Annotated in this window: 22 protein-coding genes; 12 read left to right on the top strand and 10 right to left on the bottom strand. The window is 68.3% G+C overall.

Annotation, left to right across the window (positions count from 1 at the left end):
- The first annotated feature begins 31 nt into the window (after positions 1-31).
- Positions 32-2,833 carry a bifunctional [glutamate--ammonia ligase]-adenylyl-L-tyrosine phosphorylase/[glutamate--ammonia-ligase] adenylyltransferase gene (gene glnE / locus DFS13_RS05700; RefSeq protein WP_062911002.1) on the top strand — a complete coding sequence of 934 codons (2,802 nt, stop codon included), beginning with the start codon at positions 32-34 and terminating at the stop codon, positions 2,831-2,833.
- A gap of 97 nt (positions 2,834-2,930) precedes the next feature.
- Here glnE and recN read toward each other — a convergent pair whose 3' ends face one another.
- A complete protein-coding gene (recN, locus tag DFS13_RS05705; protein ID WP_006484926.1) occupies positions 2,931-4,580 on the bottom strand; it encodes a DNA repair protein RecN in 1,650 nt (549 codons plus the stop codon).
- A gap of 19 nt (positions 4,581-4,599) precedes the next feature.
- Positions 4,600-5,502 (bottom strand): NAD kinase, encoded by a 903-nt coding sequence (locus DFS13_RS05710; protein ID WP_006492558.1) that lies wholly within the window; start codon positions 5,500-5,502, stop codon positions 4,600-4,602.
- 131 nt (positions 5,503-5,633) lie between these two features.
- Between DFS13_RS05710 and hrcA the strand changes: the two genes are divergently transcribed.
- The 3 genes from hrcA (at position 5,634) to DFS13_RS05725 (ending at position 8,286) form a co-directional block, all read left to right on the top strand.
- Entirely contained in the window at positions 5,634-6,656 is a 1,023-nt protein-coding gene (gene hrcA, locus DFS13_RS05715) for a heat-inducible transcriptional repressor HrcA (RefSeq protein WP_006484956.1), read from the top strand.
- Positions 6,657-6,811: 155 nt separating this feature from the next.
- The gene (hemH, locus tag DFS13_RS05720) at positions 6,812-7,876 is read left to right on the top strand and encodes a ferrochelatase (RefSeq protein ID WP_006484983.1); all 1,065 of its coding nucleotides are present in this window, start codon (positions 6,812-6,814) and stop codon (positions 7,874-7,876) included.
- 2 nt (positions 7,877-7,878) lie between these two features.
- Complete coding sequence (locus tag DFS13_RS05725; RefSeq protein ID WP_006484997.1) at positions 7,879-8,286, top strand: RNA-binding S4 domain-containing protein; 408 nt, start codon at positions 7,879-7,881, stop codon at positions 8,284-8,286.
- On the opposite strand, the gene DFS13_RS40215 is transcribed toward DFS13_RS05725, so the two are convergent.
- On the bottom strand, positions 8,258-8,419 hold the full coding sequence (locus DFS13_RS40215; protein ID WP_006476841.1) for a hypothetical protein: 162 nt from the start codon (positions 8,417-8,419) through the stop codon (positions 8,258-8,260). The genes DFS13_RS05725 and DFS13_RS40215 overlap by 29 nt on opposite strands.
- Before the next feature lie 352 nt (positions 8,420-8,771).
- Here DFS13_RS40215 and grpE point away from each other — a divergent pair, with 352 nt between their 5' ends.
- From grpE to DFS13_RS05755, 5 genes are all read left to right on the top strand, one after another.
- On the top strand, positions 8,772-9,317 hold the full coding sequence (grpE, locus tag DFS13_RS05735) for a nucleotide exchange factor GrpE (RefSeq protein WP_006484988.1): 546 nt from the start codon (positions 8,772-8,774) through the stop codon (positions 9,315-9,317).
- 10 nt (positions 9,318-9,327) lie between these two features.
- A complete protein-coding gene (locus DFS13_RS05740; protein ID WP_111441443.1) occupies positions 9,328-9,771 on the top strand; it encodes a thioredoxin family protein in 444 nt (147 codons plus the stop codon).
- 148 nt (positions 9,772-9,919) lie between these two features.
- The gene (gene dnaK, locus DFS13_RS05745; protein ID WP_006484920.1) at positions 9,920-11,872 is read left to right on the top strand and encodes a molecular chaperone DnaK; all 1,953 of its coding nucleotides are present in this window, start codon (positions 9,920-9,922) and stop codon (positions 11,870-11,872) included.
- Between the two features lie 253 nt (positions 11,873-12,125).
- The gene (gene dnaJ / locus DFS13_RS05750; protein WP_006476837.1) at positions 12,126-13,262 is read left to right on the top strand and encodes a molecular chaperone DnaJ; all 1,137 of its coding nucleotides are present in this window, start codon (positions 12,126-12,128) and stop codon (positions 13,260-13,262) included.
- Positions 13,263-13,265: 3 nt separating this feature from the next.
- A complete protein-coding gene (locus DFS13_RS05755) occupies positions 13,266-15,188 on the top strand; it encodes a chorismate-binding protein (RefSeq protein WP_111441444.1) in 1,923 nt (640 codons plus the stop codon).
- 110 nt (positions 15,189-15,298) lie between these two features.
- Here the strand turns inward: DFS13_RS05755 and panB are convergent, their stop codons facing one another.
- Genes panB through hda form a run of 6 tightly spaced genes read right to left on the bottom strand, consistent with a single transcriptional unit; the run spans position 15,299 to position 20,404 of the window.
- On the bottom strand, positions 15,299-16,114 hold the full coding sequence (panB, locus tag DFS13_RS05760) for a 3-methyl-2-oxobutanoate hydroxymethyltransferase (protein ID WP_006485002.1): 816 nt from the start codon (positions 16,112-16,114) through the stop codon (positions 15,299-15,301).
- A 43-nt stretch (positions 16,115-16,157) separates the two neighbouring features.
- Positions 16,158-16,844, bottom strand: a complete 687-nt coding sequence (locus tag DFS13_RS05765) for a deoxynucleoside kinase (RefSeq protein WP_006484932.1) — start codon at positions 16,842-16,844, stop codon at positions 16,158-16,160.
- A complete protein-coding gene (gene folK, locus DFS13_RS05770) occupies positions 16,841-17,383 on the bottom strand; it encodes a 2-amino-4-hydroxy-6-hydroxymethyldihydropteridine diphosphokinase (RefSeq protein WP_006476832.1) in 543 nt (180 codons plus the stop codon). Before folK ends, DFS13_RS05765 begins: the two co-directional genes overlap by 4 nt.
- 35 nt (positions 17,384-17,418) lie before the next feature.
- Complete coding sequence (gene pcnB / locus DFS13_RS05775; protein WP_006497490.1) at positions 17,419-18,975, bottom strand: polynucleotide adenylyltransferase PcnB; 1,557 nt, start codon at positions 18,973-18,975, stop codon at positions 17,419-17,421.
- Between the two features lie 5 nt (positions 18,976-18,980).
- The gene (locus DFS13_RS05780; RefSeq protein WP_060213961.1) at positions 18,981-19,658 is read right to left on the bottom strand and encodes an HAD family phosphatase; all 678 of its coding nucleotides are present in this window, start codon (positions 19,656-19,658) and stop codon (positions 18,981-18,983) included.
- Between the two features lie 11 nt (positions 19,659-19,669).
- Positions 19,670-20,404: a DnaA regulatory inactivator Hda gene (hda, locus tag DFS13_RS05785; protein ID WP_034200992.1), complete on the bottom strand. Its 735-nt coding sequence runs from the start codon at positions 20,402-20,404 to the stop codon at positions 19,670-19,672.
- A gap of 247 nt (positions 20,405-20,651) precedes the next feature.
- On the opposite strand from hda, the gene purM reads away from it, so the two are divergent.
- Positions 20,652-21,707: a phosphoribosylformylglycinamidine cyclo-ligase gene (gene purM / locus DFS13_RS05790; protein ID WP_006497487.1), complete on the top strand. Its 1,056-nt coding sequence runs from the start codon at positions 20,652-20,654 to the stop codon at positions 21,705-21,707.
- 113 nt (positions 21,708-21,820) lie between these two features.
- Positions 21,821-22,216, top strand: a complete 396-nt coding sequence (locus DFS13_RS05795) for an SgcJ/EcaC family oxidoreductase (RefSeq protein ID WP_034200991.1) — start codon at positions 21,821-21,823, stop codon at positions 22,214-22,216.
- 22 nt (positions 22,217-22,238) lie between these two features.
- On the opposite strand, the gene tet is transcribed toward DFS13_RS05795, so the two are convergent.
- Positions 22,239-23,432, bottom strand: coding sequence for a Tet(A)/Tet(B)/Tet(C) family tetracycline efflux MFS transporter (gene tet, locus DFS13_RS05800; protein ID WP_111441445.1), 1,194 nt, complete (start codon positions 23,430-23,432; stop codon positions 22,239-22,241).
- Positions 23,433-23,494: 62 nt separating this feature from the next.
- Here tet and tetR point away from each other — a divergent pair, with 62 nt between their 5' ends.
- Entirely contained in the window at positions 23,495-24,127 is a 633-nt protein-coding gene (tetR, locus tag DFS13_RS05805; RefSeq protein WP_034200989.1) for a tetracycline resistance transcriptional repressor TetR, read from the top strand.

Raw genomic sequence — 24,127 nt, forward strand, 5'->3', positions numbered from 1 at the left:
CTGCCGGCCTTTTCGCCAGGCCCGCTTCTCGATGACCGACGCTTCCGCCCTGATCAGCACGTCCTATTCCCGATACCTTGCCCGCGCCGCTGCCGCGCGGCCCGCGCTGGCCGAGCAGATCGCCGCGTGGGCGGCCGCGCCGCTCGGCCGCGCGCAGCTCGACGCGCGCCTCACCGAGCTGCTCGCGACACCCGCCGGCACGGCGGCGCCGGGCGAGGAACAACTGAAGCGCGCGCTGCGGCAGTTGCGCGCCGAGGCGTTCGGCGCGGTCGCGGAGCGCGACCTGCGCGGGCTGGCCGACGTCGCCGAGGTGACGGGCGCGATGACCGACCTCGCCGAAGTGGCCGTGCAGCGCTCGCTCGCGCTGCTGTCGGCCGAACTCGAGGCGCTGTACGGCGAGCCGCGCGGCGCCGACGGCCAGCGCGTCGTGCTCGGCGTGGTCGGGATGGGCAAGCTCGGCGGCCGGGAGCTCAACGTGTCGTCGGACATCGACCTGATCTTCGTCTACGAGGACGACGGCGAGACCACCGGCGGCGCGCGTTCGCCGCTGTCCACGCAGGAATACTTCACGCGGCTCGGCCGGCGCCTGATCGGCGTGCTGTCCGAGGTCACGGCCGACGGTTACGTGTTTCGCGTCGACATGCGGTTGCGGCCGAACGGCGATTCGGGGCCGCTCGTCTGCAGCATCGGGATGCTCGAGGAATATTTCTACGTGCAGGGGCGCGAATGGGAGCGCTATGCGTGGATCAAGGGGCGGCTCGTGTCGGAAGGCGACAGCGACGCCGCGCAGCGGCTCGCGGCGCAGCTCGAATCGATCGTCAAGCCGTTCGTGTACCGCCGCTATCTCGATTTCGGCGTGATCGGCGCGATCCGTTCGCTGCACCAGCAGATCCGGCAAGAAGCCGCGCGCCGCGCATCGATGCGGCCCGACAAGGCCGACGACATCAAGCTCGGGCGCGGCGGGATCCGCGAGATCGAGTTCAGCGCGCAGGTGTTCCAGTTGATCCGCGGCGGCCAGGATGCGGAATTCCGCGTGCGGCCGACGCTCGCGGTGCTGCGACATGCGCAGGCGCGCGGGTTGATCGGTGACGACGTATGCGCGCGGCTGACCGACGCCTACAATTTCCTGCGCACGCTCGAGCACCGGTTGCAATACCGCAACGACGCGCAGACGCATGCGATGCCGGTCGAGCCCGACGAACGTGCGGCGCTTGCCGCGTCGCTCGGGTTTGCCGACTATGCGGCGCTGATGACGGTGCTGGACGGCCACCGCACGTTCGTCGAAACGCAGTTCGACCAGATTTTTGCCGACAAGGCGAACGGCGCGCCGTGCGCGGCCGGCGACGACACGGCCGCTGCGTGGATCTGGAGCGGCGCGCTGGCCGACGACGGCGAGGACGACGCGCTGGTTGCGCGCCTCGACGGCCTGGGTTTCACCGATCCGGCCGCCGTGCTCGCGCGGCTGCGCGCGATCTGGCAATCGTCGCGCTACACCGGGCTGCCGGAAAAGAGCCGGCAGCGCTTCGACAGCGTCGCGCAGCGGGCGCTCGACGCCGCGCCGAAGATCGACGCCGCGCGCCGCGACGACACGATCGTGCGCCTGTTCGACCTGCTGGAGACGGTGAGCCGGCGCGGCGTCTATCTCGCGCTGCTGACCGAATACCCGGCCGCGCTCGACCGCGTGCTGTCGGTGCTCGGCGCGACGCGCTGGGGCGGCGGCTACCTGATCCGCCACCCGCAACTGCTCGACGAACTGCTCGACGACGAGGCGATCGCGAGCCCGTTCGACTGGCCCGCGTTCAAGGATGCGCTGCGCGCGCGGCTCGCGGCGGCCGACGGCCCCGAGCAGCAGATGGACCTGCTGCGCCACGCGCAGCACGCCGAGGTGTTCCGGATTCTCCTGATCGATCTGGCCGGCCAACTGTCGGTCGAGCATGTGAGCGACCGGCTGTCCGAGCTGGCCGACGCGGTGCTCGACGTGACGATCGAAGTCGTCTGGTCGCAGCTCGCGAAGCGCCATCGCGACGTGCCGAAGTTCGCGGTGATCGCGTACGGCAAGCTGGGCGGCAAGGAGCTCGGCTACGCGTCGGATCTCGACCTGATCTTCCTGTACGACGATCCGGACGAACGCGCGGCGGACGTCTACACCACCTTTACGCGGCGCCTGATCACCTGGCTCACGACGGCGACCGGCGCGGGCGCACTGTTCGACATCGACCTGCGGCTGCGGCCGAACGGCGAGGCCGGGCTGCTCGTCACCGATCTCGACGCGTTTCGCCGCTATCAGCTGCGCGAGGGCGATGCGGCGAATACCGCGTGGGTGTGGGAGCACCAGGCGCTGACGCGCGCCCGCTACAGCGCGGGCGACGCGCAGATCGGCGCGGATTTCGAGGCGATCCGCCAGCAGGTGCTGACGACGCCGCGCGACGGCGGCGTGCTCGCGAAGGAGATCGTCGACATGCGCGGCAAGGTATTTGCCGGCCACCCGAACCAGACCGAGCTGTTCGACCTGAAGCACGATCGCGGCGGGATGGTCGACATCGAGTTCATCGTCCAGTACTGGGTGCTGCTGCATGCGTCGAGCGACGCCGAGCTGATCCGCAACACCGGCAACATCGCGCTGCTGCGCGAGGTCGCGCGCTTCGGGCTGATGGGCGAGGACGAGGCCGAGCGCGTCGGCGCGGCGTACCGCAAGTACCGGAAGCTGCAGCACAAGCTGCGGCTCGACGGGATGGAGAAGGCGCGCGTCGACCCGGCGGTGGTGGCCGACGAGCGGGCGGCCGTGACGGCGTTGTGGACACGCGTATTCGGCGCGGTTGAAACGGCCGTTTGAAGAAAGCAGGGCGGGCGCGGCATCGATCCGCGTACCGCCCTGAATCGAAGGGGCGAGCCCGTTCGGCTTGCGCGGGACGGGCCGCTCCCGCCGCGCGTCAGGCCGCCAGCATTTCCTTCGCGTGCTTGCGTGTGGTGGCCGTGATTTCGAGCCCGCCGAGCATCCGCGCGACTTCCTCGATCCGGTTCGCGCGGTCGAGCGCAACAACGGTCGATACCGTGCCGCCGCGCTCGTCGGCGCCCTTCGCCACCTGGAAATGATGGTCGCCGCGCGCGGCGACCTGCGGCAGGTGCGTCACGCACAACACCTGGCGGTCGCGCCCGAGCTGGTGCAGCAGGCGGCCGACCACTTCGGCGACGCCGCCGCCGATCCCCGTGTCGACTTCGTCGAAGATCAGCGTCGGCGTCGGGCTCGCCGCGCTGGCGATCACCGCGAGCGCGAGGCTGATCCGCGCGAGCTCGCCGCCCGACGCGACCTTCGCGAGCGGCCGCAGCGGCACGCCCGGGTGCCCGGCCACGCGGAATTCGACCTGTTCGAGCCCGTGCGGGCCGCCGTCGGCGAGCGGCACGAGCGCGACCTCGAAGCTTCCGCCCGCCATCGACAATTCCTGCATGCCGGCCGTGACGGCCGTGCCGAGCGCCTTCGCGGCCTGCGCGCGCGCTTTCGACAGGCGTTTGGCGTCGGCGAGATAGGCTTCCCGCGCCTTCGCCTGCGCGGCCTCGAGCGCGCCGAGATCGGCGGCCGCGTCGAGCGCGGCGAGCTGCGCGCGGCGCGCCGCATGCTCTTCGTGCAGCGTATCGGGCGGCAGCCGGAACTTGCGGGCGGTCGAGTGCAGCGCGTCGAGCCGCGCTTCGACCTGCGCGAGCCGCTCTGGGTCGAGATCGACGCGCTGCGCGTAGTGCGACAGCGAATAGACGGCTTCCTGCAACTGGATCTCGGCCGGCTCCAGCGACGCGAGCGCATCGCCGAGCGCGGTGTCGTAGTCGGCCAGGCTGCGCAGCTTCGACACGATCGCGCCGAGCTGCGCGAGCATCGCGTCGTCTGACTCGGACAGCGCGTTGAGCGCGCCGCGCACGCCTTCGATCAGGTTCGCCGAATGCGACAGGCGCTTGTGTTCGTTGCTGACTTCATCCCATTCGCCGGCTTGCGGCGCGAGCTTGTCGAGCTCGGCGAGCTGCCACGCGAGCTTTTCGCGTTCGAGCTGCAATTCGCGCTCGTGCGCCTTCGCGGCATCGATCGCCTGCGTCGCGTCGCGCCACACGCGCCATGCGCGCGCGACGTTCGCGGCATCGGCGACGAGCCCCGCGTGCGTGTCGAACAGCTCGCGCTGCGCGTCGGGCCGCATCAGCAGCTGGTGCGCGTGCTGGCCGTGGATGTCGACGAGCATCTCGCCGAGCTCGCGCAGTTGCGCGAGCGTCGCGCTGGTGCCGTTGATGAACGCGCGCGACCGGCCGTTCGCGTCGATCACGCGGCGCAGCATCACGGTGTCCTCGGCGTCGAACGCGTGTTCGTCGAGCCAGCGCGCGACGCGGTCGTGCGGCGTGAATTCGGCCGTGATGTCGGCGCGGCCGCAGCCGGTGCGCACGACGCTCGCGTCGGCGCGTTCGCCGAGCGCGAGGGCGAGGGCGTCGATCAGGATCGATTTGCCGGCGCCGGTTTCGCCGGAAAAGACGGAAAAGCCGCTGTCGAATTCGAGATCGAGCGCGGCGACGATGACGAAGTCGCGGATCGAGAGGTGGCGGAGCATGGTGTCGGGAGCAGCGGCGTCAGGACGCCTTGTCGTCTTCGTTCGATGCGTGTTCGTTCCAGTGCAGCTTCTTGCGCAGCGTCGTGTAGTAGCTGTAGCCGATCGGGTGCAGGAACGGCACCGTGTGCTTCGAGCGGCGCACCTCGATCGTATCGTTCAGTTCGAGCGACGTGAACGACTGCATGTCGAAGTTCACGTTGACGTCGCGGCCGCCGACGATCTGGATCGCGATCTTCGAATCGTCGGGCAGCACGATCGGCCGGTTCGACAGCGCGTGGGGCGCGATCGGCACGAGCACGATGCCCGCCAACTGCGGATGGAGGATCGGGCCAGCCGACGACAGCGCATACGCGGTCGAGCCAGTGGGCGTCGCGACGATCAGCCCGTCCGAGCGCTGGTTGTACATGTAGCGGCCGTCGACCGACGCGCGCAGCTCGACCATCCCGGAGAAGCCGCTGCGGTTCACGACGACGTCGTTGAAGGCGAGCGCGTGGTAGATCGGTTCGCCGTCGCGCACGATTCGCGCCTCGAGCAGCGAGCGCTCCTCGCGCTCGAACTTGCCGGCCAGCATCACGGGGACGAGCGCCTGCATGTCGGATGCCGCGATGTCGGTGATGAAGCCGAGCCGCCCGTGGTTGATCCCGATCAGCGGTGTCCGGTACGGCGCGAGCTGGCGGCCGATGCCGAGCATCGTGCCGTCGCCGCCGAGCACGATCGCCACGTCCGCTCGCGCCCCGATTTCGGCCGGGGTGAGCGCCGGGTAGCCGGCGATGCCGATTTCCCGCGCGGTATCGCCTTCGAAGACAACCTCGAAGCCGAGCGTGGCGATGCTGTCCGCCAGCGTGGCGAGCGGCTCGGCGATGCCGGGCGTGTTGCTCCGGCCGACGAGCGCGACAGTATTGAACTGATTACCGGTTTTCATGCCGGCATTACACCATAGCTCGTTGACGAAAAGAACCGGCTGTGCACCGACGGGGCCGGATCGGGCCGGCCCGCGCAACGGTGGCGGACGGTACTCGCCGCGGTCGCGCGGTTGCGCTAAAATTTTCCACCATGCTAGATCCTCGCGCACGAACCCTCCTGAAAACCCTGATCGAACGGTATATCGCCGACGGTCAGCCAGTCGGATCGCGCACGTTGTCCCGTTACTCCGGGCTCGAGCTGAGCCCGGCGACGATCCGCAACGTGATGTCCGACCTGGAGGAGCTCGGCCTCGTGTCGAGCCCGCACACGTCGGCCGGCCGCATTCCGACGCCGCGCGGCTACCGGCTGTTCGTCGATACGATGCTGACGGTCGAGGCGCCGATCGACGCCGAGGCCGTCGCGCGCCAGGTGCAGAACACGCTGCAGGCCGGCGAGCCGCAGCAGCGGGTGGTCGCGGCCGCCGCGAGCGTGCTGTCGAACCTGTCGCAGTTCGCGGGCGTCGTGCTGACGCCGCGCCGCAGCCACGTGTTCAAGCAGATCGAGTTCATGCGCCTGTCCGACAAGCGCATCCTGCTGATCATCGTCACGCCCGAGGGCGACGTGCAGAACCGCATGCTCGCGACGCCGCGCGACTATTCGCCGTCGCAGCTGACCGAGGCGTCCAACTACATCAATGCGCATTTCGCCGGCCTGTCGTTCGACGAGGTGCGCCGCCGCCTGCGCGACGAGATCGACCAGTTGCGCGGCGACATGACGACGCTGATGCACGCGGCCGTGACGGCCAGCACCGAGGTGCCCGACACCGAGGACACCGTGCTGATTTCCGGCGAGCGCAACCTGCTCGAAGTGGCGGACCTTTCGTCCGACATGGCGCGGCTGCGCAAGCTGTTCGACGTATTCGACCAAAAGACGGGCCTCCTGCAACTGCTCGACGTATCGAGCCACGCCCAGGGCGTGCAGATCTTCATCGGCGGCGAATCGACGCTCGTGCCGATCGAGGAAATGAGCGTCGTGACCGCACCATACGAGGTGAACGGCAAGATCGTCGGCACGCTCGGCGTGATCGGCCCGACCCGCATGGCGTACAACCGCGTGATACCGATCGTCGACATCACCGCGCGCCTGCTGTCGCTCACGCTGAGCCAGCAATAACCCGCGATCGCCGGCGATTGCAGGCAATCACCGTCTCGATCCCGCCCCGCTATCGTGCCGCGGCGCCGCTCGCGGCGACAGTCGGCCGAACGGCATGGGGCGGCCCGCTATAATTGAGGGCCGTCCGGTCCCGTGCCCCGAGCACGTTCTTGCCCATGCGTTTCGATCTTGAGCCGCCTTCGAGCGTCGCGGCCGCCCACCGCATCGGTGTGCTGCTGATCAATCTCGGCACGCCCGACGCGCCCACGCCGCGCGCGGTGCGGCGCTATCTGGCCGAATTCCTGTCGGATCCGCGGGTCGTCGAAATCCCGCAGGCCGTCTGGCAGGTGCTGCTGCGCACGCTGATCCTGCCGCTGCGCGGCCGCGCGTCCGCGAAGAAGTACGCGGCCGTCTGGATGCCCGAGGGTTCGCCGCTGCGCGTGTACACCGAGCGCCAGACCGACAGCGTGCGGCATCTGCTCACGTCGAACGGCTATCACGTGACGGTCGACTACGCGATGCGCTACGGCAGCCCGAACATTTCGCACGCGCTTGCCCAGTTCAAGCGCGCGGGCGTCGAGCGCGTGCTGTTGATGCCGATGTATCCGCAATACTCGGCGTCGACCACGGCCACCGCATTCGATGCCGCGTTCGACGCGCTCGCGCGCATGCGCAATCAGCCGGAAGTGCGCACGGTGCGGCACTATGCCGACCATCCGGCCTATATCCACGCGCTGGCCGAGCAGGTGCGCCAGTACTGGGCGCAGCACGGCCGGCCCGATTTCGCGGCCGGTGACAAGCTGGTGCTGAGCTTCCACGGCGTGCCGAAGCGCACGCTCGACCTCGGCGATCCGTATCACGACCAGTGCCAGCAAACGGGCGCGTTGCTGATGGCCGCGCTCGGGCTGTCGACCACCGAGTGCCGCGTCACGTTCCAGTCGCGCTTCGGCAAGGCCGAATGGCTGCAGCCGTACACCGCGCCGACGCTGCGCGAATTCGGCGAGGCCGGCGTGCGGCGGGCCGACGTGTTCTGTCCCGGCTTCACGGCCGATTGCCTGGAGACGATCGAGGAAATCGGCATGGAAGTGCGCGACGAGTTCCTTGCGGGCGGCGGCAAGACCTTCCACCGCATTCCGTGCCTGAACGGCGCGTCCGCATGGATCGGCGCGCTCGGCGAAATCGTCGCGGAGAATCTGCAGGGCTGGCCCGTCAAGGCTGCGCAGCCCGAACCGGTCAACTGATCATGAACTACAAGATTTCCACCGAGCCGGGCGCGAAGCTGCGCATCGACAAATGGCTGTGGGCGGCCCGGTTCTTCAAGACGCGCTCGCTCGCGACCGACGCGGTCGACAAGGGCCACGTGAAGATCGGCGGCGCGGCGGTCAAGCCGGCGAAGGACGTGCGGGTGGGCGACGAGGTCGAGATTGCGATCGACGGCATCGTCTGGCACATTGCCGTGCTGGGCGTATGCGACGTGCGCGGGCCCGCGAGCGTCGCGCAGACGCTCTACGAGGAAACGGAAGCGGGGCGGGCCGCGCGGCTCGCCGAACTGGAGCGGCGCCGCACGTATCGCGAGCCGGCGGCCGAACTGCACGGCCGGCCGACGAAGCGCGACCGGCGCATCATCGACAGATTTTCTGGTGGGAGCTGAACATCTGGTCGAACGTCGCCCGCGCGCTTCCGTACTCGGTCGTGCGGTCGGTGACGGCTCCCGACAGGCAGATGGTGGTGGTGCCGGCAATGAGTACCAGCGCGACCACCGATATCGCAAAGGTCAGTTTCACGGTACTCCCCTCGAGAACAAGGGTGAAAACGGCGCCAGGTGGATGTCAGGCGGCGGTCAGCTCAGGGTAAACACGCTTTCCGACGCTTGAATGGAGTGTAGTGCAGCCGGCCTGTGCGGAGCTAGTCCTTGCCGGGTAAGCGTTGTTACAGGCCGTTTCGCCCGATCCGGCGGACTATGCGACGCCTGCACCGGAAAATGCGCGGTTGTTTCGCGGCATTGGCGAATGCCGGCGAATGACCCTCTTGAAATCGCAGTTTTCGCCCTTATTTGCACCAGTAATGTGCGGTGCCGCCGGGTATACGTCCGGCGGTTGCCGATTTGGCTTCAACCTCTAATCGACTTTCAGCGACATGGAAAACACGCAAGAGAACCCGGCTACCCCATCGGCCGAAGACATCGGCAGCGAGAAGCAGGCGGCGCAAGGCGCCGCACCCGCCGCCGAAGCCGCCGACGCGGCGCTCGCGGAGGCTCAAGCCAAGGTCGCCGAGCTCCAGGAAAGCTTCCTGCGGGCGAAGGCCGAGACCGAGAACGTGCGCCGCCGCGCGCAGGACGACGTGTCGAAGGCGCACAAGTTCGCGATCGAGAGCTTCGCGGAACACCTGCTGCCCGTGCTGGACAGCCTGGAAGCGGCCGTCAGCGATACCTCCGGCGACATCGCGAAGGTGCGCGAAGGCGTCGAGCTGACGCTGCGCCAGTTGACGAGCGCGCTCGAGAAGGGCCGCGTCGTCGCGATCAACCCGGTCGGCGAGAAGTTCGATCCGCACCAGCACCAGGCCATTTCGATGGTGCCGGCCGAGCAGGAGCCGAACACCGTCGTCACCGTGCTGCAAAAGGGTTACATGATCGCCGACCGCGTGCTGCGCCCGGCGCTCGTCACCGTCGCGCAGTCGAAGTAAGGCAGCGGAAATGGTGCCCGCCGGCGTCGATCCGGCCGCGTTCGACGCGTTCGACATGCAGGCGCTCGACGCCGGCACGTTCGACGCGGCCATCGATGGCGCGGGCGATGCGCTGGCGGTGGTGTTCTTCTGGGGCGTCGACTGCTTCAACTGCGAGATCGCGAAGAAGGCGATGCTCGCGCAGCCCGATGCCATCCGTGCGCTCGGCCTGAAGTGGTTCCATTGCAACGTGTACGAACATCGCGAGCTGGGGCGCCGCTTCGGGCTGCACGGCGTGCCGACGTGGTTCTTCTTCCACCGCGGCAAGCGGCTCGGCCGCGCGACGGGCTGGCATGGCCTCGCGCAGTTCCGGGCAGCCGTCGCGGCGGCACGCGCGAAGATCGCCGCGGCGGCCGGTGCGCCGGCCGGCGACGGCACCGATGGCCCACACGATCCGCTAGCCGGCGGCGATTGAAAAAATTTAATATCCGCATCGCTCGTCCGGTCTTGAAAACGGATCGGACGGACGCATTTCGGGAACAGAGTTGAATTCTGGCGTGCGAAACCGCCCAAAAACGCGGCGTTTCGCGCAGCAAACAAGCATTTCTGGAGATTAGGAAAAAATGGGAAAGATCATCGGTATTGACCTCGGCACCACGAACTCGTGCGTCGCCATCATGGAAGGCAACCAGGTCAAGGTCATCGAGAACTCGGAAGGTGCGCGCACCACGCCGTCGATCATCGCGTACATGGACGACAACGAAGTGCTCGTCGGCGCGCCGGCCAAGCGCCAGTCGGTGACCAACCCGAAGAACACGCTGTTCGCGGTGAAGCGCCTGATCGGCCGCCGCTTCGAAGAGAAGGAAGTCCAGAAGGACATCGGCCTGATGCCGTACTCGATCATCAAGGCCGACAACGGCGACGCATGGGTCGAAGCGCACGGCGAAAAGCTCGCGCCGCCGCAGGTCTCGGCCGAAGTGCTGCGCAAGATGAAGAAGACCGCCGAAGACTACCTCGGCGAGCCGGTCACGGAAGCCGTGATCACGGTGCCGGCGTACTTCAACGACAGCCAGCGCCAGGCGACCAAGGACGCCGGCCGCATCGCGGGCCTCGAAGTCAAGCGGATCATCAACGAGCCGACCGCGGCGGCGCTCGCGTTCGGCCTCGACAAGGCCGAGAAGGGCGACCGCAAGATCGCCGTGTATGACCTCGGCGGCGGTACGTTCGACGTGTCGATCATCGAGATCGCGGACGTCGACGGCGAAATGCAGTTCGAAGTGCTGTCGACCAACGGCGACACGTTCCTCGGCGGCGAAGACTTCGACCAGCGCATCATCGATTACATCATCGGCGAGTTCAAGAAGGAGCAGGGCGTCGACCTGTCGAAGGACGTGCTCGCGCTGCAGCGCCTGAAGGAAGCCGCCGAAAAGGCGAAGATCGAGCTGTCGTCGGGCCAGCAGACCGAAATCAACCTGCCGTACATCACGGCGGACGCGTCGGGCCCGAAGCACTTGAACCTGAAGATCACCCGCGCGAAGCTGGAAGCGCTGGTGGAAGATCTCGTCGAGCGCACGATCGAACCGTGCCGTATCGCGATCAAGGACGCAGGCGTCAAGGTGTCGGACATCGACGACGTGATCCTGGTCGGCGGCCAGACGCGCATGCCGAAGGTCATGGAGAAGGTGAAGGAGTTCTTCGGCAAGGATCCGCGCCGTGACGTGAACCCGGACGAAGCCGTCGCGGTCGGCGCGGCGATCCAGGGCCAGGTGCTGTCGGGCGACCGCAAGGACGTGCTGCTGCTCGACGTGACCCCGCTGTCGCTCGGTATCGAGACGCTCGGCGGCGTGATGACGAAGATGATCAACAAGAACACGACGATCCCGACGAAGCACGCCCAGGTGTACTCGACGGCGGACGACAACCAGGGCGCCGTGACGATCAAGGTGTTCCAGGGCGAACGCGAAATGGCAGCGGGCAACAAGCTGCTCGGCGAGTTCAACCTCGAAGGCATCCCGCCGGCACCGCGCGGCGTGCCGCAGATCGAAGTGACCTTCGACATCGACGCGAACGGCATCCTGCACGTCGGCGCGAAGGACAAGGCGACCGGCAAGGAAAACAAGATCACGATCAAGGCGAACTCGGGCCTGTCCGAGGCTGAAATCGACCAGATGATCAAGGACGCGGAAGCGAACGCAGCGGAAGATCACAAGCTGCGCGAGCTGGCCGATTCGCGCAACCAGGGCGACGCGCTGGTGCACAGCACGAAGAAGGCGCTGACCGAGTACGGCGACAAGCTGGACGCGGGCGAGAAGGAAGCGATCGAAGCCGCGCTGAAGTCGCTCGAGGACGTGTTGAAGGACACGTCGGCCGACAAGGCGGCGATCGACGCGAAGGTCGAGGAGCTCGGCAAGGTCTCGCAGAAGCTCGGCGAGAAGATGTACGCCGACATGCAGGCCCAGCAGGCGGGTGCCGCCGGCGCGGCCGGTGCAGCGGAAGGCGCGGCCCATGCGGGCGGTGCGCAACAGGCTGCCGACGACGTCGTCGACGCCGAGTTCAAGGAAGTGAAGAAGGACTGAGCCGGGTTGCAATGGCACCGTACGCCGCGCGCGAAACGCGCGCGGCGCGGCTGACAAGCGGTCTGTCTTTCCTTCCGGATGGCCGGATCGACTCCACGCCTGGCGGGCCTTGCGGCCCTCCGGGCACATTTGTTTTTTGGCGGGTGCTGCGCGAGCCGTCCGCGGACGGTGCAGCGCCAGACGAGTCGAGAGACTTTACTGCGGGCGAAAGGAGCCGCCGCGTGCGCGATGCGTGGCGGCACAGTGAATCGATATGGCGAAACGGGATTACTACGAGGTTCTGGGCGTCGCGAAGAATGCGAGCGACGACGAAATCAAGAAGGCATATCGCAAGCTTGCGATGAAGTATCACCCTGACCGCAATCCGGACAGCAAGGATGCGGAAGAGCATTTCAAGGAGGCGAAGGAAGCCTATGAAATGCTGTCGGACGGCCAGAAGCGGGCTGCGTACGACCAGTACGGCCACGCGGGCGTCGATCCGAACATGGGCGGTGCGGGCGCACAGGGCTTCGGCGGCTTCGCGGATGCCTTCGGCGACATCTTCGGCGACATCTTCGGCCAGGCCGCGGGTGGCGCCGCGCGCGGCGGCCGCGGCGGCCCGCAGGTGTATCGCGGCGCCGACCTGCGCTACAGCATGGAAATCACGCTCGAGCAGGCCGCGCACGGCTACGACACGCAGATCCGCGTGCCGAGCTGGGTGTCGTGCGAAGTCTGTCACGGGTCGGGGGCGAAGCCCGGCACGAAGCCGGAAACCTGCCCGACCTGTCACGGCCAGGGCACGGTGCGCATGTCGCAGGGCTTCTTCAGCATCCAGCAGACCTGCCCGAAGTGCCACGGCACGGGTACCTACATCCCCGAGCCGTGCGCGCATTGCCACGGGTCGGGCAAGGTGAAGGAAACCAAGACGCTCGAAGTGAAGATCCCGGCCGGGATCGACGACGGGATGCGGATCCGTTCGGCCGGCAACGGCGAGCCGGGCATCAACGGCGGGCCGCCGGGCGACCTGTACGTCGAGATCCACATCAAGCCGCACTCGGTGTTCGAGCGCGACGGCGACGATCTCCATTGCCAGATGCCGATCCCGTTCACGACCGCCGCGCTCGGCGGCGAGATCGAGGTGCCGACGCTGGCCGGCCGTGCGTCGTTCCCGGTGCCGGAAGGCACGCAGTCGGGCAAGACGTTCCGCCTGCGCGGCAAGGGCATCAAGGGGCTGCGCTCGAGCATTGCGGGCGATCTGTACGTGCACGTGCAGGTCGAGACGCCCGTGAAGCTGACCGACCAGCAGCGCGATCTGCTCAAGCAGTTCGAGAAGTCGCTGGCCGAGGGCGGCGCGCGTCACAGCCCGCAGAGCAAGAGCTGGTTCGACCGTGTGAAGAGCTTCTTCGAGTAAAGCATGACTGAAGGCAACGAGAGCGCGTCGTTCGCGCTCTTGGACGATTGCGACTCGACCGCGTCCGCGCGGTCGAGTCGTTTGTATTCGGGCTTCGTGCGCGAGCGCGTGTGCACGGACCCGGCGCAGCTCGACGCGGTCGATGCGGCGCTCGCGCAGGATCTGCGCGACGGGCTGCATGCGGTCGTCGTCGGCGATTACGCATTCGGACGCAACCTGCAACGGGCGCAGCCGGGCGATGCCCCGCTGCGCTTTTTGCTGTATGCGCGCTGCGAGCGGCTGTCGCGCGACGAAGTCGATGCGTGGCTCGCGCAGCAGGACGGCGGCGGCACGCCGTCGATCGCCGGTGTCGCGCATGTCGCGAAGAGTGTGTCGCGCGATGCATTCGACGCGGCGATCGCCGCGGTGCACGACGCGTTGCGCGCAGGCGATTCGTATCAGGTCAATTACACGTACCGGCTGAATTTCGACGTGTTCGGCACGCCGCTCGCGCTGTACCGGCGGCTGCGCGCGCGTCAGCCGGTGCGCTACGGCGCGCTGATCGCGCTGCCGGCCGGCGCATGGGTCGTATCGTGCTCGCCCGAACTGTTCGTCGAGAAGCACGGCGACGTGCTGCGTGCGCGGCCGATGAAGGGCACCGCGCCGCGTTCGGCCGATCCACGTGAAGACACGGCGGCCGCCGCGTTCCTCGCGAGCGATCCGAAGAACCGCGCGGAAAACGTGATGATCGTCGACCTGCTGCGCAACGACGTGTCGCGGATCGCGCGCACGGGCACCGTCAAGGTGCCGGCGCTGTTCTCCGTCGAGCCTTATGCGTCGGTGTGGCAGATGACGTCGACGGTCGAAGCCGGCTGGCGCGACGGCACGACGTTCGCGCAGATGCTGCGCGCGCTGTTTCCGTGTGGGTCGATCACCGGTGCGCCGAAGTACAAGACGATGCAGCTGATCGACACGATCGAGTCGACGCCGCGCGGGCTCTATACGGGCGCGATCGGCTGGCTCGATGCGCCGCAGGACGAGGCCGCGCCGACAGGCGCTGCAGTACCCGACGGCGCGCCCGGTTGCGGCGATTTCTGCCTGTCGGTCGCGATCCGGACGCTGACGCTCGAGGCGGTCGCAGCCGATGCCGTCGCGACGAGCGCCACGCGCGACGCGGCAACGGCGACCGCCGGCCGGCGGCGTGGCACGATGGGCGTCGGCGCGGGCATCGTGCTCGACAGCGTCGCGGCCGACGAATATGCGGAGTGCGAATTGAAAGCGCGATTCCTGACGGATGCCGATCCCGGCTTCCAGCTGTTCGAAACGACGGCCGCCACGCGGGCGGACGGCATCCGCCACCTCGATCGTCATCTTGCGCGGCTGCAGCGCAGCGCCGATGCGTTCGGCTTCCGCTTCGACGCCGACGCGTTGCGTCGCGAGATCGATGCACGCTGCGCGGCGCTCGACGGCAACGGCGCGTACCGGATGAAGCTCGCGCTGGCGAAGGACGGCACGATCGAGATCGTCGCCGCGCCGCTCAAGCCGCTGCCGGCGGGGCCGGTCGGCGCGATGCTCGCGTCGGCCCACGGCTTCGCGCCGACCCGCGCGAGCGATGCGCTGCTGCTGCACAAGACCACGCGCCGCGCCGAATACGACCGCGCGTGGCAGGCGGCGGAGGCGCTCGGCGGGTTCGACATGCTGTTCGTCAACGAGCGCGGCGAGGTGACGGAAGGCGGGCGCTCGAACCTGTTCGTGAAGCTCGATGGCCAGTGGGTGACGCCGCCGCTGGCGTCCGGCGTGCTGCCGGGCGTGATGCGCGGCGTGCTGCTCGACGATCCCGCATTCGGGGCGGTCGAGCGCGTCGTGACCTGCGATGATCTGGCGCGCGCGCAGGGGCTGCTGCTGACCAATGCACTGCGCGGTGCGCTCGACGCGGTGCTGAAGTAACGACGCGACGGGGCAGGCGCTGGAGCCGCGAGCCGGTCGTCCATGCTGCACGCAAAAAAGCGCGGCGCCCCGCAAAGGGCGCCGCGCTTTTTTACATCCGGGCTTCTACGTCAGAACGAGTGTTCGGGGCCGGGGAACGACCGATCCTTCACCGCGCGCACGTAGGCTTCGACGGCCGCCTGAATGTTCGGCTGCCCCTGCATGAAATCCTTCACGAAACGCGGCCGCTTGCCGGGGAACACGCCGAGCATGTCGTGCAGCACGAGCACCTGCCCCGAGCAGTCGACGCCCGCGCCGATGCCGATCGTCGGAATCTTCAGCATGTGCGTGACTTCGGACGCGACGAGCGTCGGCACGGCTTCGAGCACGACGAGTTGCGCGCCGGCATCCTCGATCGCGCGCGCATCGCGCAGCAGCTGCGCGGCGCCGGCTTCGGTCTTGCCCTGGACCTTGAAGCCGCCGAACGCATGCACCGATTGCGGCGTGAGGCCGAGGTGCGCGCAGACGGGCACCGAGCGCTCGACGAGGAAGCGGATCGTATCGGCGAGCCATTCGCCGCCTTCGAGCTTGACCATCTGCGCGCCGGCGCGCATCAGCTTGACTGCATTCGCGAACGCCTCGGCCGGCGTGCCGTACGTGCCGAACGGCAGATCGGCGACGACGAGCGCGCGCGGCTGGGCCCGCGCGACGCACGCGGTGTGGTACGCGATGTCGTCGAGCGACACCGGCAGCGTGGTCGTGTGGCCCTGCAGCACGTTGCCGAGCGAATCGCCGATCAGCAGCACGTCGGTGCCGGCGCGATCGAGCAGCGCGGAGAAGCTCGCGTCGTAGCAGGTGAGCATCGCGATCTTCTCGCCGGCGTCGCGCATTGCCTGCAGCTTGGGTACCGTCACGGCAGGCCGGCTCGATTCCTGGAGATAGGTCATGGGAAATCCGGGTCGATGGGTGAAGAGCGACAGGCGGGACGCGTCAGCGCGTCGTCTCGCCCTTGACGAAGAATTCCTTGCGGCCGCGCATCGTCTCGATGCGCTCGACCAGCAGGGCGAGATCTTCGGGGGAATCCAGCGGGTTCAGGTGTTCGGCTGCGACCGTCAGCACCGGCGTGCGGTCGTAGTGGTAGAAGAATTCGTTGTACGCGTCGACGAGCGAGCGCAGGTACGCGTCGCTGATCTGCAGTTCCATCGGCAGCCCGCGCTTCTGGATGCGCGAGAACAGCACTTCGGGGCTCGCCTGCAGATAGACGACGAGATCGGGCGACGGCGCCTGCGGCACGTCGACGTGCGTGGCGACCGAGCGATACAGTTGCCACTCGTCTTCCGGCAGGTTCAGCCGCGCGAAGATGTCGTTCTTCTGCGGCATGAAATCGGCGATGACGGGGCGGCCCGTGTCGAGCGCGCCGATCAGCTCGCGCGCCTGCTGCGCGCGCTGCAGCGCGAACGACAGCTGGACCGGCAGCGCGTAGCGCGCGGTGTCGCGGTAGAAGCGTTCGAGGAACGGGTTGTCCTGCGGGCGCTCGAGCAGCGTCTGCATCGACCAGCGCTCGCCGAGCAGGCGCGCGAGCGTCGTCTTGCCGACACCGATCGGGCCTTCGATCACGAGATAGCGGTGTGGGGCGCGCAGGTCGGGCGCGGTGACGGTCAGCGGAGTGGCGTTCATCGGCAGCGGGTCTTGTCGGCGTCTTCGCCGGCAGCGAGCGCCTTTTGCATCAGGCACTGGCAGGTCTGCACCTTTTCGACGCGCTGATCCGCGACGGCGGCGAGAAAGGCGTCGGCCCGGCCGCGCGCGGGGATGTCGAGCGCCGGCTCGATCTCGACGAGCGGCACGAGCGCGAACGCGCGGTCGGTGAGGCGCGGGTGCGGGACGATCAGGTCGGGCTCGTCGATCGAATCGGCGCCGAACAGCAGGATGTCGAGGTCGAGCGTGCGCGGCGCATTGCGATACGGGCGCTCGCGGCCGAAGTGATGTTCGATCTTCTGGCAGAGCGCGAGCAGCTCGCGAGCCGACAGCGTCGTGTCGAGCTTGACGACGCAGTTGTAGTAATCGTCGCCGCCCGCTTCGAAGGGCGCCGTGCGATACAGGCTCGATTTGCCGAGGATCGAGATGGTGCGCTGCTGCGCGAGGCACACCACCGCGTCCTTCAGGGTCTGGCGCGCATCGCCGAGATTCGCCCCCAGTCCGATATATGCAACCGTCATGGCATCACTTCCTACGTCGTTCGCCGGCGCGCGCGTCAGTCGTCGGAACCGCTCGCGGTATCGCCCGCGGTATCCGGTGCCTGCTCGGCGGCACCTTCACCCGGCTTGCGGTTGCGCGCCCCGCCGCGGCGGCGCCGCTTGCGGGGCGATTTTTCCTTCGAGCCGCCCTGCGTGAGCAATGCCTCGCGAGCGGCCGCGTCGCCTTCGATGAAATCCGTCCACCACTGTCCGACTTCCGCATCGAGCTCGCCGGATTCGCAGCGTAACAGGAGGAAATCATACCCCGCTCTAAACCTTTGGTGTTCCAGCAGCCGCATCGCGCTGCGGCCCGAGCGTTTCTCGAGGCGCAGCTGCAGGCCCCAGATCTCGCGCATGTCGGCCGAGTAGCGCTTGTGGATCGCGAGCTTCTCGGTCTGCATGTCGAGCACATCGTCCATCGCGCGATGGAGCGCCGGCACCGGGATCTCGCCCGCGGCGGTGTATTGCTCGAAGCGCTGGCGCATGTCGTGCCACAGCAGTGTCGCGAACAGGAAGCCCGGCGACACCGGCTTGCCGGCGCGCACGCGCGCGTCGGTGTTGTTCAGCGCGAGCGTGATGAACTTCTCGCCCTGCGGCTGTTCCAGCACGACGTCGAGCAGCGGCAGCAGCCCGTGGTGCAGCCCTTCCTTGCGCAGCCGCTGCAGGCACGCGAGCGCGTGGCCCGACAGCAGCAGCTTCAGCATTTCGTCGAACAGGCGCGCGGCCGGCACGTTGTTGATCAGGTCGGCGAGCGCGTGGATCGGCTCGCGCGTATGCGGTTCGATCTCGAAGCCGAGCTTCGCCGCGAAGCGCACGACGCGCAGCATCCGCACCGGATCCTCGCGGAAGCGCGTGGCCGGATCGCCGATCATCCGCAACAGGCGGGCGCGCACGTCGGCCATCCCGTCGTGGTAGTCGAGCACCGTCTGCGTCGACGGGTCGTAGTACATCGCGTTGATCGTGAAGTCGCGGCGCGCGGCGTCCTCATGCTGCTCGCCCCACACGTTGTCGCGCAGCACGCGGCCACTCGCGTCGACCGCGTGCGTGCGGCGATCGAGTTCGTCGCGCTTCAGGCGCTTCGGCGGTTCGGCCGTGGCCGCGGCCGCCTCGGGCGGCGCGTCGACCAGCGCGCGGAACGTCGACACCTCGATCAGTTCCTGGCCGAACTGCACGTGCACGATCTGGAAGCGGCGGCCGATCAGGCGCGCGCGGCGGAACAGGCGCTGCACCTCGGTCGGCGTCGCGTCGGTCGCGACGTCGAAGTCCTTCGGCGCGATGCCGAGCAGCAGGTCGCGCACGGCGCCACCGACGATGAACGCGCGAAAGCCCGCCTGCTGCAGCGTGTCGGTCACGCGCACCGCGTTCTTCGAGATCAGCGCCGGGTTGATGCCGTGCACGCTGGCCGGCACGACGGTCGGCTCATGGTTGCTGCGCGGTTTCTTCGCGCCGCCGCCGCGGGCGCCCTTCGGGGTGCGCGGGGCAGCAGGGGCCGCTGCGTCGGCCGGGGCCGCGGCGGGAGGCGTTTGCTCGGTTTCGTCCTGGCCGAGCAGCTTGCGGATGAATTTTTTGATCACGACGTTCAGAAGAGATCGAGGATGCGCCAGCCGCGCGCGTTTGCATGCGCGCGCAGCGTGTCGTCGGGGTTGGTCGCGATCGGGTCGGTGACTTTCTCGAGCAACGGGATGTCGTTGTGCGAGTCGCTGTAGAAGTAGCTGTGTTCGAAGTCGTCCCAGTGCTTGCCGAGCGACGCGAGCCACGCTTCGGTCCGCACGATCTTGCCTTCGCGATAGCTCGGCGTGCCGGTCGGGCGGCCCGTGTACGGGGAATCGGGGTGGCCGTCGGTCGTCTCGACCTCGCAGGCGATCAGCGTGTCGACGCCGAACGCGGTCGCGATCGGGCGCGTGATGAATTCGTTGGTCGCCGTCACGACGCAGCACAGGTCGCCCGCATCGAGGTGCCGGCGCACGAGTTCGAGCGCGGCGGGCGTCATCGCGGGCCGGATCACCTCGTGCATGTACTGCTCGTGCCATTGCGCGAGCTGCGCGCGCGAATACTTCGCGAGCGGCGTGAGCATCGCGCACAGGTACGCGTGGATGTCGAGCTGGCCGGCCTTGTAGTCGGCGAAGAACTGGTCGTTCTGACGCGAGAAGCTTTCCGCGTCGACGATGCCGAGCTTCACCATGAAGCGACCCCATTCGTGGTCGCTATCGGTCGGGATCAGCGTGTGATCGAGGTCAAAGAGTGCCAGATTAGTCATGGAAGCGCATTTTACTCGAAGCGGTTCGGGCCCGTGCCCGGTGGTGTGATGTCGTCGCCGGGACGCGCGAGCATCCGGCGCAGCAGCGGCAGCGTGACCGCGCGTTTCTGCTCGAGCGAGAAGCGGTCGAGCGCGTCGAGCAAGGCCATCAGGCTCGGCATGTCGCGGCGGAAATGGGTCAGCAGGTACGCGGCGATGTCGTCGGTCAGCGCGATCCCGCGCTCCTTCGCCGCGAGCTTGAGCACCGCGATCTTGCCGGCGTCGGACGGCGGCGACAGGTGGAACACGAGCCCCCAGCCGAGCCGCGTGCGCAGGTCCTCGCGCACGTCGAGCGCGAGCGGCGCGGCCGGGCCCGCGGCGACGAACGCGCTCGACGGGTGCGCGCGCACTTCGTTGAACAGGTTGAACAGCGCGACCTGCTGCGTGTCGCTCATCCGGTCGCAGTCGTCGATCGCATAGATGCCGATGCGCGGGTCGAACGTGAACGCGCCGAGCGGGCTCTGCGGCGTCAGGTAGCGCGCATAGCCGTACGACGCGTCGCTCACGAGCGCCTGCAGCAGGTGGGTGCGGCCGCTGCCGGGCTCGCCCCAGATATAGAACGACCGGTCCGGCACGGGGCCGGCCGCGAGCGCGAGATCGAGCTTCTGCAGGCGCGAGACGAGCTCGTCGTTCTCCTCGTTCATGATGAAGTTGTCGAACGTGGCGGGCGGCGGCGTGCCGAGATCGAGCGTCAGTTGACGGGACACAACAGTCACAATGCAGATCGGTTGGAAAAACGCGTGCCGTACGCCGGGCGCGCGCGGGGGAGGGCTCCGGTGCTCGACCACGCGGCCGCACGCACGGCGGCGCGCGGGTTCCGGCGCGGCTCGCGTGGCGAAGAAAACGGGGACGTGTCGACCAAGATGCAATCCCTGACGATTCGGTGCTGGGAATTCCGGCCAACGGGCCGGCTTCGGGTAAAATCGCATTTTACCGACCTTCTCGCATTCCCCCATGAATCCTCCGAAATCCGCTCCCGACGCTCAGGGTCTGTCCTATCGCGACGCAGGTGTCGACATCGACGCTGGCGACGCGCTCATCGACAAGATCAAGCCTTTTGCGAAGAAAACCCTGCGCGACGGCGTGCTCGGCGGCATCGGCGGGTTCGGCGCGCTGTTCGAAGTGCCGAAGAAGTACAAGGAGCCGGTGCTCGTGTCGGGCACCGACGGCGTGGGCACCAAGCTCAAGCTGGCGTTTCATCTGAACAAACACGATACGGTCGGCCAGGATCTCGTCGCGATGAGCGTGAACGACATCCTCGTGCAGGGCGCCGAGCCGCTGTTCTTCCTCGACTACTTCGCCTGCGGCAAGCTCGACGTCGACACGGCCGCCACCGTCGTCAAGGGCATCGCGCAGGGCTGCGAACTGTCGGGCTGCGCGCTGATCGGCGGTGAAACGGCCGAAATGCCGGGCATGTACCCGGACGGCGAATACGACCTGGCCGGCTTCGCGGTCGGCGCGGTCGAGAAGAGCAAGATCATCGACGGCAGCACGATCGCCGAAGGCGACGTGGTGCTCGGCCTCGCATCGAGCGGCATCCACTCGAACGGCTTCTCGCTCGTGCGCAAGATCATCGAGCGCGCGAACCCGGACCTGTCGGCCGATTTCCACGGCCGTTCGCTCGCCGACGCGCTGATGGCGCCCACGCGCATCTACGTGAAGCCGCTGCTCGCGCTGATGCAGAAGCTGTCGGTGAAGGGCATGGCGCACATCACCGGTGGCGGCCTCGTCGAGAACATCCCGCGCGTGCTGCGCGAGGGCCTCACCGCCGAGCTCGACCAGCACGCGTGGCCGCTGCCGCCGCTGTTCAAGTGGCTGCAGGAGCACGGCGGCGTCGCCGACGCGGAAATGCACCGCGTGTTCAACTGCGGGATCGGCATGGCCGTGATCGTGTCGGCGGCCGATGCCGACGCGGCGATCGCCGACCTGACCGCCGCCGGCGAACAGGTTTGGAAGATCGGCACCGTGCGTGCGACCCGCGAAGGCGAGGCGCAGACGGTCGTGGTCTGACGCGCATCGCAGCAGCAGAATGCAGCACGGAAAGCCGCCCGGTATCGTACCGGGCGGCTTTTTTTTCGGGCGCCGCGTTTGTATGGACGCAGGCCGATGAAGGAGGGGCGACGATGACCGAAGACGAACGGGCAATCCGCGAACTCGTGGACAACTGGTTCGTGTCGAGCCGGCGCGGCGATCTGGCGACGGTGCTGGACCTGATCGCCGACGACGCGATCTTCATGGTGGCCGGCAAGCCGCCGTTCGACAAGGCGGCGTTCGCGGCCGCGTCGCGCGACGCGAACGCCGGCGCGGAGCACGCGCCAAAGATCGACGGCCGCTACCGGATCGACGAACTGCGTGTGATCGGCGACTGGGCGTACCTGCGCAATTTCATCGAGATCGACGCGACGCCGCCGGGCGGCGAGACGATCCGCCGCTCGGGCCACACGCTGACGATCTTCCGCAAGGCCGGCGGCCGCTGGCAGCTCGTGCGCGACGCGAATCTCGTCACGCTCGCGGGCTGAACGCGACGGCGCGCGCCGACGCTCACGCGGATGCGCGCGGCGCGTTCGCCGGGCGCGCGCCGGCCAGCAACGGCGGCACGAGCAGGTACAGCAGCGCGGCGGCAGCCCAGACGAGCCCCGGCCACGTCGCGCGCGTCGCCGCGTAGGTCGCGGTGACGACCAGTGGCCCCGCGACGCCGATCAGGCTCGCCACGCTCGCCAGCGTGCCCTGCAGTTCGCCCTGACGCGTATCGTCGACCTGCCGTGCGAGCATCGTCTGCAATGCCGGCAGCGTCATGCCGCCGGCCGCGAACAGCGGCAGCAGCGCGAACGGCACCCACGCGGCGGTCGCGAACGCGATGACCGCCAGCCCGAGTGCATCGCCTGCAAGGCCCAGCGCGAGCGCGCGCCGCTCGCCGAGCCGCGCGATCAGCGGCCCGATCGCGAACGCTTGCGCGAGCGCGTGGCACGCGCCGTAACCGGCGAGCGACAGCCCCGCGACCGGCGTCGACCAGCCGAAATGTTCCTGGCCGTACAGGATCCACAGCGTCGCGGGCGCCTGCGACACGAGTGCCACGATCACGTAGATGCCGACCAGCGGCGCGAGCGCGGGCGCGCCGCTCAGCCGGCGCAGGTTCGCGAACGGGTTGAGCGCGCCAGCCGTGCGGCCGCCCCCGGCCGAGCGCGGCCGCGATTCCGGCAATACGCGCCACACGAGCACGAGATTCAGCGCGTTGAGCAACGCGGCCGCGACGAACGGCGCACGCAGGTGCAGCGCGCCGAGCAGGCCGCCGATCAGCGGGCCGGCGATGAAGCCGATGCCCATCATCGCGCCGAGCTGGCCGAAGCGCCGCGCGCGGTCGGGTTCGGCCGTCACGTCGGTCACGTACGCGGTCGCGACCGCGACGTTCGCGCCGGTGACGCCCGCGATCAAGCGCCCGACGTAAAGCCATGCGAGCGTCGGCGCGAGCGCCATCAGCAGATAGTCCAGCGCGGCGCCCGCGAGCGACGCCAGCAGTACCGGGCGGCGGCCGAAACGGTCGCTCAGCGCGCCAAGCAGCGGCGCACACAGGAACTGCGCGAACGCGTACAGCGCGAGCAGGACGCCGTAATGGGTGTCGGTGCTGCCGGTGGCGGCGAGCGAGCGCAGCAGCCCGGGCAGGATCGGCATCACGACCCCGACGCCGATCGCGTCGAGCAGGACCGTGGCCAGAATGGCAATCAGGGACGGATTCAAGGGAATAACTCTATCGATGATAGAGTTAGGATTATTCCACAGTTTCCCTATCGGTGATAGAGATGAAGGACACAGGGGCGCGACTGACGCGCGACACGGTATTGCGCGCGGCGCTCGACCTGCTGGATGAAGTGGGGATCGATGGACTGTCCACCCGGCGGCTCGCCGAGCGGCTCGGCGTGCAGTCGCCGACGCTTTACTGGCATTTCAGGAACAAGGCCGAGCTGCTCGACGCGATGGCCGAGGCGATCATGCTGGAGCGCCACGGTGCGTCGCTGCCGGAGCCGGGCGAAGTATGGGATGCATGGCTCGCGGAGAATGCGCGCAGTTTCCGCCGCGCGCTGCTCGCTTACCGCGACGGCGCGCGCCTGCATGCCGGCACCCGGCCGCGCGCGCTGCATTTCAGTTCGATCGAACGCAAGATCGCGCTGCTCGGTGAAGCGGGGTTCAAGCCGGACGAGGCGGTCGACGTGATGGTCGCGATCGGGCGCTTCGTGGTCGGCTGGGTGCTGGAAGAGCAGGCGCGGCCGGACGGCGACGCCGATGCGCTGCTGCCGGATGCGGCCGAGTATCCGTTGTTCGCGCAAGGCTGGGCCACGCTGCGCGAGCGCAGCGGCGACGAAGCGTTCGAGCGCGGCATCGCATGGATCGTCGACGGCGCCCGCGCGCGCCTGGCGGCGCGTCGGGCCGGCTGA

This window comes from Burkholderia sp. 28_3, from assembly GCF_003253915.1.
Taxonomy (GTDB): domain Bacteria; phylum Pseudomonadota; class Gammaproteobacteria; order Burkholderiales; family Burkholderiaceae; genus Burkholderia; species Burkholderia cenocepacia.